General features: G+C 74.8%; 14 protein-coding genes. 8 read left to right on the forward strand and 6 right to left on the reverse strand.

The annotated features are described in order from the left end of the window. Nucleotides 1–147 precede the first annotated feature (147 nt). The 5 genes from ACUP6Y_RS03335 to ACUP6Y_RS03355 are packed head-to-tail and all read left to right on the forward strand — an operon-like array spanning nucleotide 148 to nucleotide 6,302. Nucleotides 148–1,518 (forward strand): hypothetical protein, encoded by a 1,371-nt coding sequence (locus tag ACUP6Y_RS03335; protein ID WP_462554197.1) that lies wholly within the window; start codon nucleotides 148–150, stop codon nucleotides 1,516–1,518. Continuing rightward, on the forward strand, nucleotides 1,515–3,005 hold the full coding sequence (locus ACUP6Y_RS03340; protein WP_462554199.1) for a lipopolysaccharide biosynthesis protein: 1,491 nt from the start codon (nucleotides 1,515–1,517) through the stop codon (nucleotides 3,003–3,005). The genes ACUP6Y_RS03335 and ACUP6Y_RS03340 overlap by 4 nt, the downstream gene beginning before the upstream one ends. Continuing rightward, the gene (locus ACUP6Y_RS03345; protein ID WP_462554200.1) at nucleotides 3,002–3,886 is read left to right on the forward strand and encodes a sulfotransferase family protein; all 885 of its coding nucleotides are present in this window, start codon (nucleotides 3,002–3,004) and stop codon (nucleotides 3,884–3,886) included. Before ACUP6Y_RS03340 ends, ACUP6Y_RS03345 begins: the two co-directional genes overlap by 4 nt. After that, nucleotides 3,883–5,136, forward strand: a complete 1,254-nt coding sequence (locus ACUP6Y_RS03350; RefSeq protein WP_462554201.1) for a hypothetical protein — start codon at nucleotides 3,883–3,885, stop codon at nucleotides 5,134–5,136. The genes ACUP6Y_RS03345 and ACUP6Y_RS03350 overlap by 4 nt, the downstream gene beginning before the upstream one ends. Beyond that, complete coding sequence (locus tag ACUP6Y_RS03355; protein ID WP_462554202.1) at nucleotides 5,133–6,302, forward strand: hypothetical protein; 1,170 nt, start codon at nucleotides 5,133–5,135, stop codon at nucleotides 6,300–6,302. Before ACUP6Y_RS03350 ends, ACUP6Y_RS03355 begins: the two co-directional genes overlap by 4 nt. A 32-nt stretch (nucleotides 6,303–6,334) precedes the next feature. Here the strand turns inward: ACUP6Y_RS03355 and ACUP6Y_RS03360 are convergent, their stop codons facing one another. The 4 genes from ACUP6Y_RS03360 to ACUP6Y_RS03375 form a co-directional block, all read right to left on the reverse strand. Further along, nucleotides 6,335–7,777: a carbohydrate binding domain-containing protein gene (locus ACUP6Y_RS03360; RefSeq protein WP_462554203.1), complete on the reverse strand. Its 1,443-nt coding sequence runs from the start codon at nucleotides 7,775–7,777 to the stop codon at nucleotides 6,335–6,337. 146 nt (nucleotides 7,778–7,923) lie between these two features. Next, entirely contained in the window at nucleotides 7,924–8,847 is a 924-nt protein-coding gene (locus ACUP6Y_RS03365) for a glycosyltransferase family 2 protein (protein WP_462554204.1), read from the reverse strand. Continuing rightward, entirely contained in the window at nucleotides 8,844–9,569 is a 726-nt protein-coding gene (locus tag ACUP6Y_RS03370; protein ID WP_462554205.1) for a CDP-alcohol phosphatidyltransferase family protein, read from the reverse strand. Before ACUP6Y_RS03370 ends, ACUP6Y_RS03365 begins: the two co-directional genes overlap by 4 nt. Further along, nucleotides 9,566–11,656, reverse strand: a complete 2,091-nt coding sequence (locus tag ACUP6Y_RS03375; RefSeq protein WP_462554206.1) for a hypothetical protein — start codon at nucleotides 11,654–11,656, stop codon at nucleotides 9,566–9,568. Before ACUP6Y_RS03375 ends, ACUP6Y_RS03370 begins: the two co-directional genes overlap by 4 nt. A 139-nt stretch (nucleotides 11,657–11,795) precedes the next feature. Between ACUP6Y_RS03375 and ACUP6Y_RS03380 the strand changes: the two genes are divergently transcribed. The 3 genes from ACUP6Y_RS03380 to ACUP6Y_RS03390 are packed head-to-tail and all read left to right on the forward strand — an operon-like array spanning nucleotide 11,796 to nucleotide 15,225. Then, nucleotides 11,796–13,730, forward strand: a complete 1,935-nt coding sequence (locus ACUP6Y_RS03380; protein WP_462554207.1) for a hypothetical protein — start codon at nucleotides 11,796–11,798, stop codon at nucleotides 13,728–13,730. A 3-nt stretch (nucleotides 13,731–13,733) separates the two neighbouring features. After that, nucleotides 13,734–14,549 carry a hypothetical protein gene (locus ACUP6Y_RS03385; protein WP_462554208.1) on the forward strand — a complete coding sequence of 272 codons (816 nt, stop codon included), beginning with the start codon at nucleotides 13,734–13,736 and terminating at the stop codon, nucleotides 14,547–14,549. Continuing rightward, a complete protein-coding gene (locus ACUP6Y_RS03390) occupies nucleotides 14,527–15,225 on the forward strand; it encodes a response regulator transcription factor (RefSeq protein WP_462554209.1) in 699 nt (232 codons plus the stop codon). The genes ACUP6Y_RS03385 and ACUP6Y_RS03390 overlap by 23 nt, the downstream gene beginning before the upstream one ends. Before the next feature lie 4 nt (nucleotides 15,226–15,229). Here the strand turns inward: ACUP6Y_RS03390 and ACUP6Y_RS03395 are convergent, their stop codons facing one another. Further along, entirely contained in the window at nucleotides 15,230–16,741 is a 1,512-nt protein-coding gene (locus tag ACUP6Y_RS03395; RefSeq protein ID WP_462554210.1) for a sensor histidine kinase, read from the reverse strand. 87 nt (nucleotides 16,742–16,828) lie between these two features. Next, nucleotides 16,829–17,296, reverse strand: a complete 468-nt coding sequence (locus ACUP6Y_RS03400; RefSeq protein WP_462554211.1) for a nitroreductase family deazaflavin-dependent oxidoreductase — start codon at nucleotides 17,294–17,296, stop codon at nucleotides 16,829–16,831. Nucleotides 17,297–17,346 lie beyond the last annotated feature (50 nt).

Below are 17,346 nucleotides of genomic sequence, written 5' to 3' on the forward strand. Positions count from 1 at the left end.
GTGAGCCCGCGGGGCCGGTCGCGAGCCCATCCCACATTTTGGGGGTATCCGCTCACCGGCCCTCCCGGAGCCCGCCGACGCGCCCATAGTGGGCGGGTCGTCGTGGGGATGACGTGAGTGGGAGGTGCGATGGGACAGCGCCGCTTCGTGACAGTGCGACTGGCACTGGTCGCGCTCCTGGTGGCCGTGCTCGCCGCGGGAGCCGCCGTGCTGTGGTCGCGCCACAAGCAGGGCGAGCACGTCGCGACCGCCGTGATCATGCTGCACCCGCTGGAGGGCAACGCGTACAGCCCGGGCGGGCGGGGCGACGACCTCGTGAACCTCGAGACGGAGGCCCAGGTGCTGCGCTCGGACGCGGTGGCCCGGGCCGTCCTCGACCAGCTCGGCGAGAAGGGCGAGCCGAGCGACCTGCTTCCCGCGGTCAGGGTCGCGGTCCCTCCGAACACCCAGCTGCTCGACATCACCGCCCGCGGGCCGGACGACGCGACCGCGGTCGCCCGGGCGTCGGCCTTCGCGGACGTGTACCTGGAGTTCCGCCGCTCCCGCACCGAGTCGGCCGTCTACGAGCGGACCTCGAAGCTGGAGGAGCTGATCGGCCTGCGCGAGGACGAGCGGGACGCCACGGTGGCGCGGCTCGACAAGCTGGCGCCCACCGCCCCGGAGCGACAGCTCCTCGAGCAGCAGGTCCAGGAGGTGGTCGTCCAGATCAGCTCGCTGCGCGCCCAGCTGGCCGCGGCGCAGGCCGTGGGGCTGGACCCCGGTCAGCTGGTCACGCCGGGCCAGCTCGTCGGTGCGGGCCCGTGGGCCGACCCGGTCCGGTCCGGCATCGTCGCCGCGCTCCTCGGCGTGCTCGTCGTGCTGTTCGTGGGCGTGGCCCGCGCCGGACAGAAGGCTCCCGAACTCGTGCGCGGCCTGGCCGATCTCGATGACGGACCGGTTCCGCTCGGCGTCCTCACGGCCCCGGTCCGGGCCGACAGCGACGTGATCGCCCAGGTGCGGTCCGTGGTGCTCGCTGTCGGCTCGGACCGGCCTCCGGTCGTCACCGTCGCGCTGCCGGGGCGGGAGTACCCGCTGGCCTTCGGGGCGCTCGCCGAGTCCCTGGCCCGGGCGCGGTACGAGGTCGTGACCGTGGATCTCGCCCTTCCGGCCGCGGTGGCCGCGATGTCGGAGCTGGTGCTGCAGGAGGCGGTGGTCGACGACGTCCTCGTCGCCGACGGGCACTTCCACAGCCGTCTCCAGCCGGTCGCCGAGGTGGGCAACCGCAAGGACTTCGCCGACCTCGCCGCCGCTGCCGAGATGAGGCGCAGCCTCGCCGAGCTGGCCAAGCGCGCGGACCTCGTGCTGGTCCGCTCGCCCGGGCTCAGCACGCCGATCGGCAGAGCGGTGCTGGCCGCGTCGACCGCGGTGGTGGTGGAGGTCTGGCCGCGCACCACGACCCAGTCCGAGATCGCGGCCGTGCTGGTCGAGGCGGACCGGGTCGGCACCCAGGTCGCCGGGGTCGTCGAGGTGGACTCGTGACGCATCCGTCCGGGACCGACGGCGAGCGCCGCCACCTGCGGGCGGTGGCGCGCGCCAGCGCCGCCACCCTGGCCGGCGCCGTGCTCAGCACGCTCGCCGGGTTCGGTCTGGTGCTGGTCGTGACCCGGAGCGTGCCGGCCGACACCGCCGGCCGGTTCTTCGCGGCCACGGCCGTGTTCTTGGTGGCTCTCGCGACGGCCGGCCTCGGCACCGACACCGGCCTCGCCCGGTTCGTGCTGCGCGACGACCGGCCCGATGTCGTCCGGCACCTCGTGCGGGTCGCCGGCATCCCGGTCGTGCTCACCGCGGGGCTGGTCGCGCTCGCCCTCGCGGCCTGGGCGCCCGACACCCGGCCGCTCGTCTGGGTGCTGCCCCTGGCCGCGACCGCCGACCTGTGCCTGGCGGCGGTGCGGGCGCACGCCATGTTCCGCTCCACGGTCGTGGTCGACCGGATCGTGCGGCCCGGCCTGCAGGTCCTGCTCGTCGCCGTCGTCCTGCTCCTCGGGCTCCCCGGCGCGTGGCTGGCCGCCGCGTGGGCAGCGGCGTACGTCGCCAGCGCGGTGCTCGCCGGGCGGGCGCTGCTGGCGGTAACGGCGGCCGCGCGGGGAGCCGGCGACCGGGGAGACGTCGGCGCCCGGGAGTTCTGGTCGTTCACCTGGCCCCGGGCCGTCGCCCGGATCGCCCAGGTGGCGGTGCAGCGCCTGGACATCGTGCTCGTCGCCTGGCTGCTCTCGCCCGGGCACGCCGCCGTCTACACGGTGGCGACCCGGTTCGTGGTCTTCGGCCAGCTCGCCAACCAGGCCGTCTCGACGGTCGTCCAGCCCCGGTTCACGATGATCCTGGCGGGTCCGCCGGACGAGGCGCCCGCGCTCGTCAACCGGGTCTTCGGCGTCACGACCGGCTGGAGCATCCTGCTCGCCTGGCCGGTCTACCTCGGGGTCGCGGCGGCGCCGGCGGCCTACCTCGGGTGGTTCGGGTCGTCGTACGTCACAGGGGAGGCGATGACCGTCGCCCTCGTGATGGCCGGCGGGATGCTCGTCGCGGTCGCCTCCGGACCGGTCGACACGCTGCTGCTCATGACCGGCCGCAGCGGCCGCAGCCTGGCCAACACCCTCGTCGCGCTGGGCCTCGACGTCGGCCTGTGCCTGGTGCTGATCCCGCGGATGGGCATCGCGGGCGCGGCCGTGGCGTGGGTGGTCGCGGTGGTGGTGCGCTGTGTGCTCGCCGTGGTGCAGCTGCGCGCCGACATCGGGCTGGCACCACCGCTGGGCCAGCTGCTCCTCGCGGCCGCGCTGCCGATCGGCTGTGTCGGCGTCCCCGTCGCCGCGGTCGGGCTGCTCGGCTTCTCGCCGCTGGGCTGGCTGGTCGCCTGCCTGGTCGCGGGCGGCGGCTACGCCGCCGTCGTGTGGCGGCTGCGCGTGCGCCTCGACGTCGACGTGTTCGCCTCCGGGCTGCGCCGGTCGCAGACCCTGGCGGTGGCGGCATGATGCGCGGGGCCCGCGCCCTGGCGAGCCGGCTGCGGCCCGTGCTCCCGCCGTCCGTACGGCGGGCGGTCCGGGCGGTCCTGCTCGGCTGGGGATGGCTGAGCGCCGACCTGCGCCAGGAGCCCGGCATCGTCGTCGTCGGCGCCCAGCGGGCCGGGACCACCACCCTGTTCCGCCTCCTCAGCGAGCACCCCGGCCTGTGCCGGCCGACGGTCGACAAGGGCACCGGCTACTTCGACGACCGCTACCGGCACGGCCGGCGCTGGTACCGCGCGCACTTCCCGCTGCGCTGGACCACCCGCGGCCGGATCGCCTTCGAGTGCAGCGGCTACTACCTCTTCCACCCGCTCGCCGCCGAGCGTCTGGCCCGCGACCTGCCGCACTGCCAGGTGGTCGCGCTGGTCCGCGACCCCGTCACCCGGGCCTACTCCGCGCACCGCCACGAGTCCGCGCGCGGCTTCGACCGGCTCACCTTCTCGGAGGCGGTCGCCCGCGAGGCCGAGCGGACCGCCGGCCAGGCCGCGCTGCTGGCGACGGATCCCGGCGCGACCAGCTTCGCCCACCGCCATCACGCCTACCTGCAGCGGGGCGAGTACGCCGTGCAGATCGACCGGTACGCCGCCGCCCTCGGCCGAGACCGCGTGCATGTCGTCGACGCCGACGCGCTCTTCGCCGACCCGGTCGAGGTCTACGTCGACCTCCAGCGCCGGCTCGGCCTGCCCGTGCATCGACCGGACGAGGTCGGCCGCTGGAACGAGCGCCCCGGCACGCCCCTTCCCCCTGACCTGGCGGCCGAGCTGCGCCGCCACTTCGACGGACCCGACGCCGCCCTCGCCGCCTACCTCGGCAGGGCGCCCAGCTGGCGAGAGGAAGCCACGTCATGACCGACCTTCTCCACCGACCCCGCCCCCGGCACCTCACCGCGTCCGGCCGGCACCGGCTCGCGCGGGTCGCCCGATGGCACCACGGGCTGCGCGAGGTGCCGGTGGCGAAGCTGCTGCTGGGCGGCCAGAACAGCATGACCGCGGCGCAGTTCGCCACGGCGATGGCCGACCCGATGTGGCCCTCGCGCCGAGTCGCCGACGGACCGCACGCCGGACTGCTCGCCCTCGCCGGACGCGACGGCGGGCTGTCCGACGCCGAGCTGATGGCCACGCCGTACGCGCGGATGGCACGTGCCTGCATCCGGCATACGGGCCGCTACTTCGGCGCCACCGACGCCGCGGGGGTCCTGGCCCAGGCGCGGGAGTTCCTGGCCGGCGGCCTCGACGGCGACGGTACGACGCCGCTCGGCGACATGCACTCCCCGCCCGGCCAGCCGGTGCTCGTCGTACCCGTCGCCCACTCGGACTGCTACCAGGTCATCGACGGCCACCACCGGATCGCCCAGGCCGCGGCGGCAGGGGAGACGACGCTTCCGGTCCGGGTCCGCCGAGGATCGGTGACCACACCGCTGCAGGACCTGCTGGTCAAGATGTCGTGGCTCGAGGGCGGTCGCCAGCTCTACCAGCCGGTCGAGGCGCCGGAGCTCGCGGCGCAGTGGCCGACGGTGCGCTGTTGCGTCGACCGGCTGGAGGCGATGGACGCCTTCCTGCGCCGGCTCATCGGTCCCACGCTGGCGGGCAGCTACCTCGACGTGGCGAGCTGCTACGGCTGGTTCGTCGCGCAGATGGGCGCCCTGGGCTTCGAGGCGGAGGGTCTGGAGCGCGACCCGCTGGGCGCGACGCTCGGCCGGATCGCCTATGGCGTCGACCCGGCCCGGATCCGGATCGGCGACGCCGTCGAGCTGCTGCGCGGCACCCACGAGACCTGGGACGTGGTGTCCTGCTTCAGCCTGCTGCACCACTTCGTGCTCGGCCGTGGCAGCTGCGACGAGGTCGAGCTGGTCCGGCTGCTCGACCGGGCGACCGGCCGGGTCCTGTTCCTCGACACCGGGCAGGAGAACGAGCGCTGGTTCCGCTCGTCGCTGCGCGGCTGGAACCCCGACCGGATCCGGGCGTTCCTGCTCGAGCACACCACCTTCGACCAGGTCCTGGACCTCGGTCCCGACCGGGACGCGGTCGGGCCGTACGCCGACAACTACGGCCGTCACCTGTTCGCCTGCGTGCGCACCGAGCCCGGGGAGTCTCGATGAGCACCGACCTCCTCGACACTGCCGCGGTGCTGTGGCCCGGCTCCGACCTGGTCCCGGAGGGCACGGCCCGCGACGGGCGCCCGGTGCGAGCCCGGTACGCCGTGATCAGCCGCGGCAGCAGCCCGACGGTGCTGGTCCCGGTCGAGTCGTCGGTCGCCGCGGGCGCCTCGCTGCGCCGGATCAGCACCGCCTCCACCTGGTGGGACACCACCGCCCGTGTGGCGGCCGGCGCGGCGGTGCGGGCGGTGCCGCGGCTGCTGCGGCACCGGGTCGAGGTGCGCGGCGGAGCCGACGGCCTCGCCGAGCACCTCTCGGGCGTCCTCGGCACGCCGGTGAGCTTCAGCATCAGCATCGGCACCGCCCGGGTGAACCGGAAGCCGGTGCTCCAGGTGTTCGACGAGCGCGGCCGGTGCCGGGCGTTCGTGAAGGTCGGCTGGTCGGACAACACCTGCGCCGACGTGACCGCCGAGGGTCGGGCGCTCGCGGCCGTCACCGCGCAGCAGTACCGCCACGTCGTCCCGCCGCCGCTCCTCGCGCGGACCTCCTGGCAGGGCCGGCCGGTGCTGGTCATCGGCCCACTGCAGCCCTCGCCGTGGCACCGGCACCGGCGCACCTGGACCCCGCCGAGGGTCGCGATGGACGAGCTGGCCGAGACGTCCGCCGGCCCCGACGCGCCGCTGGCCGACTCCGCCTGGTGGCAGCGCCAGTGGCAGCTGACCGGCGTGCTCGCCGACCCGGTGTCGCGGGGCCGCTTCGGCCGGGCGCTGGAGCGGGTCGCCGTCATCGCCGGCCATCGCGACCTGCACTGGGGCGCGTGGCACGGCGACTGGACGCCGTGGAACATGGCGCCCGACGGCGACCGGGTGCTGCTGTGGGACTGGGAGCGGTTCGAGACCGGCGTGCCGCGCGGCCTCGACGCCCTGCACTACGTCGTCAACGCGCTCAACTCGGGAGCCCCGGCGTCGGCCGAGGGGGTGCTGCGCGCGCTCAGCCTCGCGTCGTACGAGGACCGGAGCCTGGGCGGGGAGCCGCACGTGCAGAGCCTGCTCTACCTGGTCGCGATCCTGACCCGCTACCTCCGGCTCGTCGACGTCCCCGGCGGCGAGCACATCAGCGAGCGGGCGATGCAGACGCTGGTGGCCCTGGAGCACCTGACCGACGTGTAGGGTCAGGTGCCCCAGGGACCGGGGGCCGCGGACTACTTCAGGGCGGCCGCCCCGGCGAGGGCCTTCGCGAAGGCGGTGCGCTTGGTCGCGGTGTCGAGCGTCCACGGCGCGACGCTGTTGAGCGCGCTGTCGAAGTAGCTGTAGGCGATGCCGCCGTAGTTCTCCATCAGCTGCACGGCGTTCTGGATCTCCGTGGGACGCGCCTCGGCGGCGGTGTCGGTCACGCCGGTCTCGCCGAGCGCCCAGTCGACGTCGACCGTGCGGGCCCAGGTCGAGATGGTCCGGTAGTACTGCTCGAAGTCGGTCCACTTCGTCGTGGTGCTGCCGTTCTTCTCCACGCCGTACTGCTGGTAGATGTCGAACCCGGCGACGTCGATCTTGACGCCGCGCGGCCAGATGTTCGCCAGGCTGTACGCCGCGTCGCCGTAGAACTGGTTCCAGCCGGTCACCACGACGGTGTAGGCCACGTTGGGCGCGGCGTTGCGGACCAGCGGAGCGAGGTGCTCCTGCATCCGGCGCCACTCCTGGATGTCGCCGTCGCCCTCCGGCTCATGGTGGAAGGCGACCCACACCGGGCCGTCCAGCGCGGCGAGGCGCTGGGCGAGGTCGCTGGCCCAGGCGTCGCCCTTGCCGTCGGCCATCTCGGTCCACGAGTAGGGCAGCTTGAAGCTGATCCACGGCAGCCGGCCGGCCGCGAGGTCGGCCTGGGCGGTACGGACCGCGGAGGCCACGCCGGTGGCGGTGTAGTAGGTGCGGCGGACACCGAGGTGGCTGCCGGCCTGCCTCTCCAGCTCCGCCGGGTCCGTGTTGGAGCCGTGGGCGGCGCCCACGTAGGTCCCGCACGACGGGATGCCGCGCTCGGTGTGGCTGCAGCCGTTGGTCAGCATGCCGGCCTTGTCCCCGGCGGCGGCACCCTCCCCCTTGGGCTTGACGGCCACGTCGTCGACGAGCACCTTGTCGCTCGGGGTCTGGCCCGGAGCCTGGATCCGCAGCTTCAGCGCGGAGTCGCGCTTCCTCGTGGTGACCCGGACCTTCAGCCGGGTCCAGGCGCCGGCCTTGGTCGTCACGCGGACGGCCTCGGTCTGGACCTTCTCGCCCCCGGCGACCTCATGTACCCGCAGCGTCACCTGCTGCGCCTGCGGGGTCCGCACCCACGCCCGGACGGCGTAGACACGGCCGGCCTTGTGGGTCCCGACGAAGCGCTGCCTGCTGACCGTCGCGGCCGGGCCGCTCTTGGTCGCCCGCACCACCAGCGCCCGGCTGCGGTTGCGCCCCGCGCCGCTGTGCGAGAGCTTGACCCGACTGCCCTTGACCGCCGTGAAGCCGGCCAGGTGCCTCTCGAAGTCTCCCGTCGGAGCGGCCGCGCCGGCCGCGCTCTTCGACTGTGCCGGAGGAACGGCCGCGACCGCTCCGATCATCAGCATCGCCGCCACGGCGACCAGCCAGGTCCATCGTCTGTTGGCGTACTTCAACACGCCACCTCCCCGCATCTGGCCGTGGGGGAGCATCGCACACGGCCTCGTCGTCTCTTTCTCGATCGGCTCGATTGGAACCGGTACGAGGAGTCGGGGCCAATCTCGTCCCCCAAATGGGGGAACGACCGAGACGACGACGCAGCTGCTCAAATCCCGTGCCCGCGCCGGTGCGCCAGGTCGAGCAGCCGCTCGGCCCGCACGACGCGCAGTGCGACGAGCGTGGCCAGGTAGGCGCGGGGCTCACGGGGGGAGGTACGGACCGTGCGCGCGGCGCAGCGCAGCGCCGAGCGGTCGCCGAGGGCGGCGAGGGCGAAGGCCTTGCGGCCCAGGAGCCGGGCATGGGCGCGGCGGTCCTCGCGGAACACGGGGTGCTTGGCGAGGCCGTAGTCGATGGCGGCGACGATGGTCGCCCACTGGCGGGAGAACTGCGAGCCGCCCCAGCGGACCCGGACGAGCGGCTCGGGGACGACGTGGAAGCCGCCGGCGCCGGCGGCCCGGATCATCCAGTCGAAGTCCTCGCCGTAGCTGCCGGGGATCTCCTCGTCGACGAGCCCGATCGTGGTCAGCAGCTCGCGGCGGCGCACGACGACCGAGGAGGGGTGCGCCTCCATGACGCGGCGGCGCACGAGGTTGCGCAGCTCGAGGGCGGCCGCGGTGGGGACCCGGGTGGTCGTGGTCCCGGCGTAGTCGACCTCGATCCCCGTGACGCAGGTCGGCGCGCCGCCCGTGAGCAGTGCCCGGACCTGGCGGTCCAGCTTGCCGGGCAGCCACATGTCGTCGTCGTCGCAGAAGGCGACGATGTCGCCGTGCCCGTGGAGCACTCCGCTGTTGCGGGCGCCGGCGAGGCCCGGGCTGCGATGGTTCGTGATGACCTCGACGACCCGGCCGTCACCGTCGTCGGCGCGAACCAGGTCGGCGTCGGGCTCGGAGCGGTCGAAGACGACGATGCAGCGGATCGCTCCGGCGTACTCCTGGCCGAGCACGGCGGCGATCGCCTCGCGCACCAGGACCGGCCGGTCGTGCGTCGCGATCACGACGTCGACGTCCGGGAGCCTCACGTGACGGCTCATGGCCGGCTCCCTTCGACGGGGCCGGGTACGACGTCCAGCGCGGCCGCCAGGCGCCAGCTCCGGCGCAGGTTGACACCGGTCGCCACCAGATAGAAGGCGAGCGCCACGACCAGCCCGGCCACCGCGGGCCGGGGCCCGAACAGGGGCAGCAGGCCGAGCACCAGCGTCTCGGCCTCGACCGCCCACGGCACGGGGCTCATCGTGAGCCGCCGGCACACGCGCAGCCACGGGTCCAGCAGCGGCAGGTCGGTGCGCCCGATCAGGTCCGACCCGCCCTCGCCGCGACCGGCCCGCTCGGCGAGGTGCTTGCGGTGGGCCAGCGCCCAGCCGTAGCCGGACACGGCGGCCAGCAGGGCCACGACGACGGCGGGATCGACCCGGTCGGTGCGCACGGCCCACAGACCGAGGGCCGCGTACGCCGAGCTCACGCACACCACGTCGGTCGCGACGTCGAGCAGGGCGCCCCGCTCGGAGCTCGAGGACTGCAGCCGGGCGATCTTGCCGTCGAGGCAGTCGGCGAAGAAGCGGAGCAGGAAGAGGGCGCCGCCGATCCGGAGCCGACCGGTCGCCAGGCACGCCGCGGCGGCGACGCCGAGCACGCCGGAGACGACCGTGACCCGGTTGGGGGTCACCCGCGGGTGCGGCGCGAGGACCCGGGCCAGCGGGTCGGCCAGCGGGTCGATCACCAGACGCGTCCAGATGTCGCGGGGGCGTGGGCTCATGGTCGTCTCCGTTCGTCGCGGCGCCGCCGGAGCCGACGCAGCCGGTGCGGGCCCAGCCGGTGCGGGCCGGTGCGGAAGAGCGCGAGCGCGACCAGGCCGCCGATCGCCGTACCGCTGGTGACCGGGACGCCGTGCTCCACGCCGACCGACCGGGCCGGGCCGACCCGGATCACGTTGCCGACCTCGGGGCGGTGCGTGGTCAGGTGGTCGATGGCGGCGCGGAGGTAGGCCCGGGTCGCGTCCCACGCGGGGTCGCCGGGATCGACCGCGGCGAGTCGCTCGTCGAGGCGGGCGATGAGATCGGTGCGCCGGGTCTCGAGGAAGCGCCCCCGCTCGGCGAGGTACTCCCGGGCCACCGCGAGCGCCGCCGCCTCCGGGTCCTGTCCGCGCGCGGTCGTCACCGTGACGTCCAGGACGGTCGAGAGCGGCGGGGCGGCGACCTGGATCTCGGAGCGCAGCACGGCGGGCGCCACGCCGACCTGCTCGCCGGCACGCTCCATCGCCCGCTCGGAGCGCAGCAGCGCGGCCTCGGTGTCGATCGTCGCGGGGTCGGGCGGCCGGACCAGGATGCCGGTGTCCGCCTCCCGGGCGACGTCGCCGACGTCGAGGTAGGTCGGCGACGGCGTGAGCGCGACCGTCACCGTGCTCGCGACGTGCCGCTCCTCGCCACGGGTCGCGCCGGCGCCGAGCGCCGCACCGAGGACCCCGAGCGCCGCCGTGGCGACCAGCGTGCGACGGGCGGGCAGGCGCAGCGTCGTGCCCGACCGCTCCTCGCGCCACGCGAGCGCGACGGCGGTCATCACGATCATCATCGGCAGCCCGAGGGTGTCGTACACCGTCAGCTGGAGCAGGAAGATCCCGACGACGAAGGTCGCCACGGTCTGGTTCACGGTGCGACAGCGCCAGGTCCGGCGCAGCGCGAGGACGAAGAAGGTCAGGAAGAACAGCGTCCCGATCCAGCCCTGCGAGAACAGCACGAGCCAGAGCTGGCCCTGGGTCCCGAGCGGAGGTACGCCGCACGCGGGGCAGCTGGGCGTCGCGCCGCCGGCGATCGAGGTGAAGGTGCCCTCGACGTCGCGGGTGCTGCCGAAGCCGACCACGGGTGAGCCGCGGCTCATCGAGTCCACGGTGGCCACCAGGAGCTGGGAGCGTCGCTCGTTGCTGTGCGGGTGCTGCAGGCGCGAGGTGACCGTCTCGCCCAGCGGGGTCGACGGCACGATGATCCCGCCGACGACCACGACGGCGACAAGGACCCCGAGCGCCGTGTGGTTGCGCCGCAGCGCCAGCAGCACCAGCAGCCCGACCGCGCCGACCCCCAGCGCCAGCCAGAGCCCCCGGTTGAGGCTGAGCACGATCGGCACCGCCGCGGCCGCGAGCACCGGCCCGGCGAGCCAGCGCAGCCGGGACCGGTTCGCGACGACCGTCGCGACGAAGAAGACCAGGGTCAGCGAGATCGCGCTGCCCCAGGTGTTGGTGAACGGGAAGGGCGCCTTGGGGCGGGGCTCGGCGTACCCGAGCACCTTCTGCACGTCGGCGCTCTCGGCGGACACCAGGGTGCTCACGAAGCCGTTGCTCCGCAGCCCGCCGGGCAGCACCCGCTCGGCCAGGGTGGTGATCGTCAGGTCCGGGAGCAGCAGGCCGAGGAGCCCGCCGGCGACGGCGACCACGAACACCCACGCCAGGATCCGATGCACGACCCGGTCGGGGAGCCGGTCGGCCGGCGTGTTCCCGATCCACACCAGGAGCACGGTGCAGGACAGGTACCAGGCCAGCCGGTAGCCGAACACCAGCAGCCGCCCGGCACCGCCGTCGTCGACGGCGCCCGGCGCGGCGGCCCACAGCGTGCCGACGCCGAGGACCACCCAGACCAGGAACAGCAGCCACCAGCCGGCATGCGGGGGCAGCAGCACCCTGCGCCGCGAGCGCAGGTCCCAGCCGAGGGGGATCGCCAGGGCGATCGGGACGATCGAGGCCAGCCCCAGCAGCCACCACACGGGCAGGCCGGCGATCCCGACGACGAAGCAGCGCACGGCGAGGTCGGTCGGGCCACGTCCGGGCCGGTCACCCGGTGACGTGGTGGACGTCATGGACCAAGCGAACCCGGCGCCCGCGCGCGGCGGCTCACCAATTTTGGGGGACTAACGGCGCACCCGGCCAGGGGTGTGTTGGACCGTCCTACTGTCGCCTGAACCCCGGGAACGGGCAGGTGTTGACGGGAGGCGCGCCATGAGACGCACTGCTGCTGTCGTGCTCTGCTGCGTGGCCCTGGTCCTGTCGTCGATGCTGGTCGCGTCCGCCTCCGCCGGCCCGGAGAACGGGGGCACCCTGGTCGGCCAGGAGCCGGTCGCCGGCACGCCGCAGGTGCTCGACGGCGAGGTGTTCGCCGTCGTCCAGGTCGGCGGCACCATCGTCCTCGGCGGCAGCTTCACCCGGGCCCGTGACGACGGCGGCGACGTCGAGCTGGCCCGGCACGGCCTGCTCGCGTTCGACGCCGCCACCGGCCGGATCGACCCGGGCTTCCATCCCGATCCGAACGGCACCGTCAACGCCGTCGCCGTCGGCCGGCCCGGGACCGTGTACGTCGGCGGCGAGTTCTCCTCGATCGGCGGCCTGCCGCGCGCGGGGCTCGCGCAGGTCGCGCTCGCGGGAGGCGCGGTCGTGCCGGCCTTCGACGCCGGCCGGGTCGACGGACCGGTCCGCGACCTCCGGCTGCGCAAGGGCCGGTTGTGGGTCGCGGGGGCGTTCTCGCGGATCGGCGGGCGCAAGCAGCGGGCGCTGGCGGCCCTCGCGCCGCGCACCGGGGCCGCGAAGGCTGAGCCGCTCGTGCGGATCAGCGGCCGGGCCCGCCGAGGACTCGGCCGCACGTCGCTGGCCGGGATCGACGTCAGCCCGAACGGCCGCTACCTGGCCCTCGTCGGGAACTTCCGCTCGGTGCAGGGCGAGCGCCGCCCGCAGCTCGCCGTGCTCGACCTGCGGCGCGGTGCCCGGGTGACGACCTTCCGCACCCGGTTCTACGCCGCGACCTGCAAGGAGATCTACTACAGCTACGTCCGCGACGTGGACTTCGCGCCCGACGGCTCGTACTTCGTCGTCGCGACGTCCGGGGGCCCCGGCGGACCGGGCTCCCCCTGCGACTCCGTCGCTCGCTTCGAGACCCGCGGCACGGACCGCGCGGCCCGACCGTCCTGGATCGCGTCGACGGGGGGAGACACGGTCCAGGCGGTCGAGGTGACCGCGTCGGCGGTGTACGTCGGCGGCCACCAGCGCTGGTTCAACAACCCGTACGGCGACAACTCGGCCGGTCCGGGCGCCGTCGCCCGGGAGGGCATCGCCGCGCTGAGCCCGGTCAACGGGCTGCCGTTCAGCTGGAATCCCGGCCGCAGCAAGGGCGTCGGCGTGGGCGACCTGCTCGCGACCGGCGCCGGACTGTGGGTCGGCTCCGACACCGAGCGGATCGGTGGGCAGATCCGGCCCCGGATCGCGCTGCTGCCGGCCGGCGGGTCGGCGTACCCGGGCCTGGCGGCGCCCCGCCGCCTCGCCACGGTCTACCGGGTGCAGGGCGGCGAGCTGACTCGCCGTACCCATCGTGGGACCCGTGCGGGCCCGGCCGCGACGGTGGCGGGCGGCGGCCCGGAGTGGGCCGCGGTCGCGGGGGCCTTCCTGCTCGACGGCCGGCTCTACGCCGCCGGCCGGGACGGGTCCTTCACCCGCCGCACCTTCGACGGGGCGGCCTACGGGCCGGCCGATCCGGTGGCCGGCGCCGACGGGCTGGTCCCGCTGCTGGCCTGGCGGGCCGAGCTCGCGGCCGTGACCGGCCTGTTCTACGACCACGGCCGGATCTACTTCACGCTCGCCGGCTCCCGGGCGCTCTACTACCGCTACTTCAACCCCGAGAGCGGCATCGTCGGCGCGGACCGGCTGGTGGCCTCGCGCCGCGTCGGCGGCTTCGCCCCGCGCCGGGTGCGCGGGATGTTCGTGGCCGGGAGGCACCTCTACTGGGTCACCGCGAACGGACGACTGCACCGGACCGGCTGGCTCCGGACCGCGCAGTCGGGGAAGCCGACCGGTGAGGTCGCCGTCGTCGGCGGCCCGAAGGTCGACGGGATCCGGTGGGGAACGGGTGCGGTGTTCGTGGGTCCCGCTGTCCGACGGGGCGGTTGAGTCGTGCGAGCCTCGCCCCTGGTCGGGGTCCTGCTCGCGATCGGCGTCGCGGGCGGGTGCGCGGTGAGCGACGGCGCCGTTCCGCCGCCCGCCGCTCGCCCCTCCTCCGGCCTGGACAAGGTCGACCTCGGCCTCGGGTTCGACCACGTGGTCGTCCCGGGCGACCTGGTCCCGGGCGCGGTCAACGACGGCACCGCGACGGTCGACATCACCGTCGTCACCCAAGGCGGGGGCCGGCTCACCTGGACGCCGGGGCGCGAGGGCGGATCCGCCGTCCGGACCCCGGCGTACGCCGCCGAGGGCACGGTCCCGGCCGCCGCGCTCGTGGTGCGCACCGACTCCTCGGGCGCCGACCCGCTGGATCCCGGGACCGCGGACTTCGTGGTGGGCGTGGACTTCCGCGCGGATCCCGCGACGGCCGGGCGGCCGGAGGACGACGGCGACAACCTCGTGCAGCGCGGCCGGTACGGCGAGCCCGCCCAGCTCAAGATCCAGCTCGACCACGGCATCGCGTCGTGCCGGCTCGCCGGGACGCTCGGCGAGGTCCTGGTCCAGGCCGACCAGCCGGTGACGCCCGACCGGTGGTACCGGCTGACCTGCACCCGGACCGCGGCCTCGGCGCAGCTGCGACTCGAGGACCTCGACGGGACCAGGAAGCCGCAGGAGTGGACCGTGGCGGGCGATCCCGGCGCGATCTCCTTCGGCCACGTCCCCCTGTCCATCGGAGCCAAGGTCGCCGACCGCGGCGATCGCATCGCCAAGGGCTCCGCCGACCAGTTCCACGGAACGATCGACCGTGTCGTCCTCGATGTCCGTTGAGGAGCCGGTGCGGCGCATCGCCCTGGTCGCCGAGCGTCGTCTCGTCGGCCAGGCGATCGCGGCGGCGCTGCGCGGACGGGGGCTGGCGCCGGTGCTGTTCGACTGGCCCGAGCGCGGCGGCCGACTGTCGTTCCGGCAGGGCCTGGCCCGCAGCGGCGCGTCGGTCGGCGTGATCCTGTGCGACCTGCGCACCCCCGACCTGCTGCACGACGTCGAGCTGCTCGTCGGCCGCGGCCCGATCCGCTGGCTGGTGCTGACCGACAGCGAGTTCGGCCCGCGCTGGGGCACGGTCCTCGGCGCCGGCGCGGCCGGCGTGCTGCCGACGACCACGACCACCGCCGGCCTGGCCCACGCGATCCGCGAGACGCTCGCGGGCGGCTCGCCCACGCCCGGCGTCCTGCGGGAGCGCGCGCTGCGCGAGTGGGAGAGCGTCGCCGACGAGCAGCGCGACCTGGTCCGGCGGATGGAGCTGCTCACCCACCGCGAGTACGAGGTCCTCGGCGCCCTCTACGACGGACTCTCGGTGCGCCGGATCGCCGATGCGTCCGGGGTGGCCGAGGCGACGGTCCGCAGCCAGGTGAAGTCTCTGCGCCGCAAGCTGGGCGTGGACTCCCAGCTCGCCGCGGTCGCGCTCTACCGGCGCTCGCTGGAGGTGTTCCCGCGCGCTCGCCAGTGACCGGTCACTCCCCGGGGAGCCGGGCCCGGGGCAGCCGGATGACGAAGGTCGTGCCGCCGCCCTCGGGAGGATCGGCCAGCTCGAGCGTGCCGCCCTGCTCGAGCAGGATCCGTCGGGCCCGGTGCAGCCCGATGCCCTGACCGCCGGACGTCGTCCCGTGGCTGCCCCACGAGAACAGCCGATCGCGCAGGGCCGGGTCCAGTCCGGGGCCGTGGTCGGACACCAGGATCTCCACGTGGTCGCCGCTGCGGCGAGAGCTGATCGTGGTGCCCTGGCCACCGGCGTGGTCGGCCGCGTTGGTGATCAGGGTGCCGAGCGCCTCGGCGAGGTCGTCCTGCCGGGCCCGCACCCGGTGCCCGCCGGGCGTCCAGGCGACGTGGTGCCCCAGCGCCGCCTGCGCCACCACGAACGGCGCCACCACCGCGTCGACGTCGACCGTCGTCAGCGGGCCCGGCTGGGCCTTGACGGTACGACGCAGCCGCGCGGCCTCGATGTCGACCATCTTCTCCAGCGCGTCGCGACGCGGCCCGGCCGGGATCTGGCCGCTGGCCAGCAGCCGGGCGCCGGCGGCGAGGCCCGCGGCCGCCGAGCGGACCTCGTGCGCGACCTCCCGGTCCTGCTTGACCTCGGCCTCCGCCTCGGCGGCCAGGTGGGCGTACCGGGCCACCCGGGCGTCCATGTGCTCCAGCGCGATGCGCAGCAGGGAGGCCGCCGTGGTCGCGGTGAGCGCGCTGAACAGGGCGACGCCGACCACCGCGACCGGGGGCGGTGTCATCGCGTCGACCAGGGTCGAGTACAGCCGCGCCGCGAAGATCGCCAGCATCCCGACGCCGATGCGCGTGGCGGCCCAGGCCGGCAGCTGCGAGATCGCCAGCTGGATCCCGACCGCCATCAGGACCAGGCCGATCAGCGCCATGATCACGATGTCGCTCGGGTCGCCCGTGGTCAGCACCCCCGCGTCGTGCTCCAGGTGCTTGACCAGCCGATGCACCCCGAGGGTGATCGCCGACGCGGCCATGCCGAGCGCGATGCCGGTCACGATCAGGTACTTCCCCGGCACGGCGGCCCGGCGGCCTCGGTGGATCACGACCAGCACGATCAGCACCGTGACCAGATGCCCTCCGGTCAGCCGATACGACAGCGGGCTCATCGTCCGGTCGATCATCCCGAGCACCACCAGCGGCGCGTCCTGGACGGCGACGACGGCCGCGGCCACGGCCATGGCCCCGCGCAGGCCGTCGTACATCAGCCGGGCGTCGACGGCGAGCGCCACGCTCGCCCCGAGCAGCAGCAGGTCGGCCAGCAGCATCACGGCGTGCCCCGCCAGGGCCACCCGGTCGCCATGCGGGTCCCCGATCATCCCGACGACGAGATAGGGGTACAGCAGCAGGGCCGTGACCGCGGCGCCCCACCACCACGAGGAGTGCGCCCGCTGACGCTCGCCGCGGCGGATCCACCGCCGGGCGGGTGACCTCGTGGGGCCGCGGTCCCCACGGCCCCCCAGGTGCGCCGTCATCCTCCTATTGTGAGCAGTGAGGGGTGGTCCCGTGCGGGATCGGCGCGATTGGGTCCAAGTCCCGGGGCGGCGGCGAACTCGGCTCCGCTACTGCGGACTCAGCCAGAAGACGGGGATGACCCGGTCGGTCCACTCGACGTACTTGTCGTAGTTGGGCCACACCGTGACCATGTGCGCCCAGGCCCGGTCCTTCTCGGCGCCGGTCAGCTCGCGCCAGGTGCAGGTGTGGTGGCGGCGCCGGTAGTCGACCTCCACGGTCCGCGCGGCGCGCAGATTCGCCGACCACGCCGGCGCCTTCGGGGCGCCGAAGGACGAGCCGGCGATCAGCCAGCCGCCCTGCCACGGCACGCACAGCAGCGGCGTGGAGCGCGCGATCCCCGACCTGCGGCCCTCGACCGTCAGCAGCAGGCTCGGCAGCCCGGCGAGCCCGACCAGGCTGACCCGGCGGCCGGTGAGCCGCTGGAGGCGCTGGTCGGTCCAGGTGATCTGAGGCAGCAGCCTCGGCATCCACGGCTGGGAGCCGAGCGTGATCGCGACGGGGGTGAACAGGCCCATGGAGGGCACCCTAGAACGTGTTCTCTCGAAACGGCGACGGGGCGCCCTCC

The sequence above is a fragment of the Nocardioides sp. S5-5 genome, from assembly GCF_054954065.1.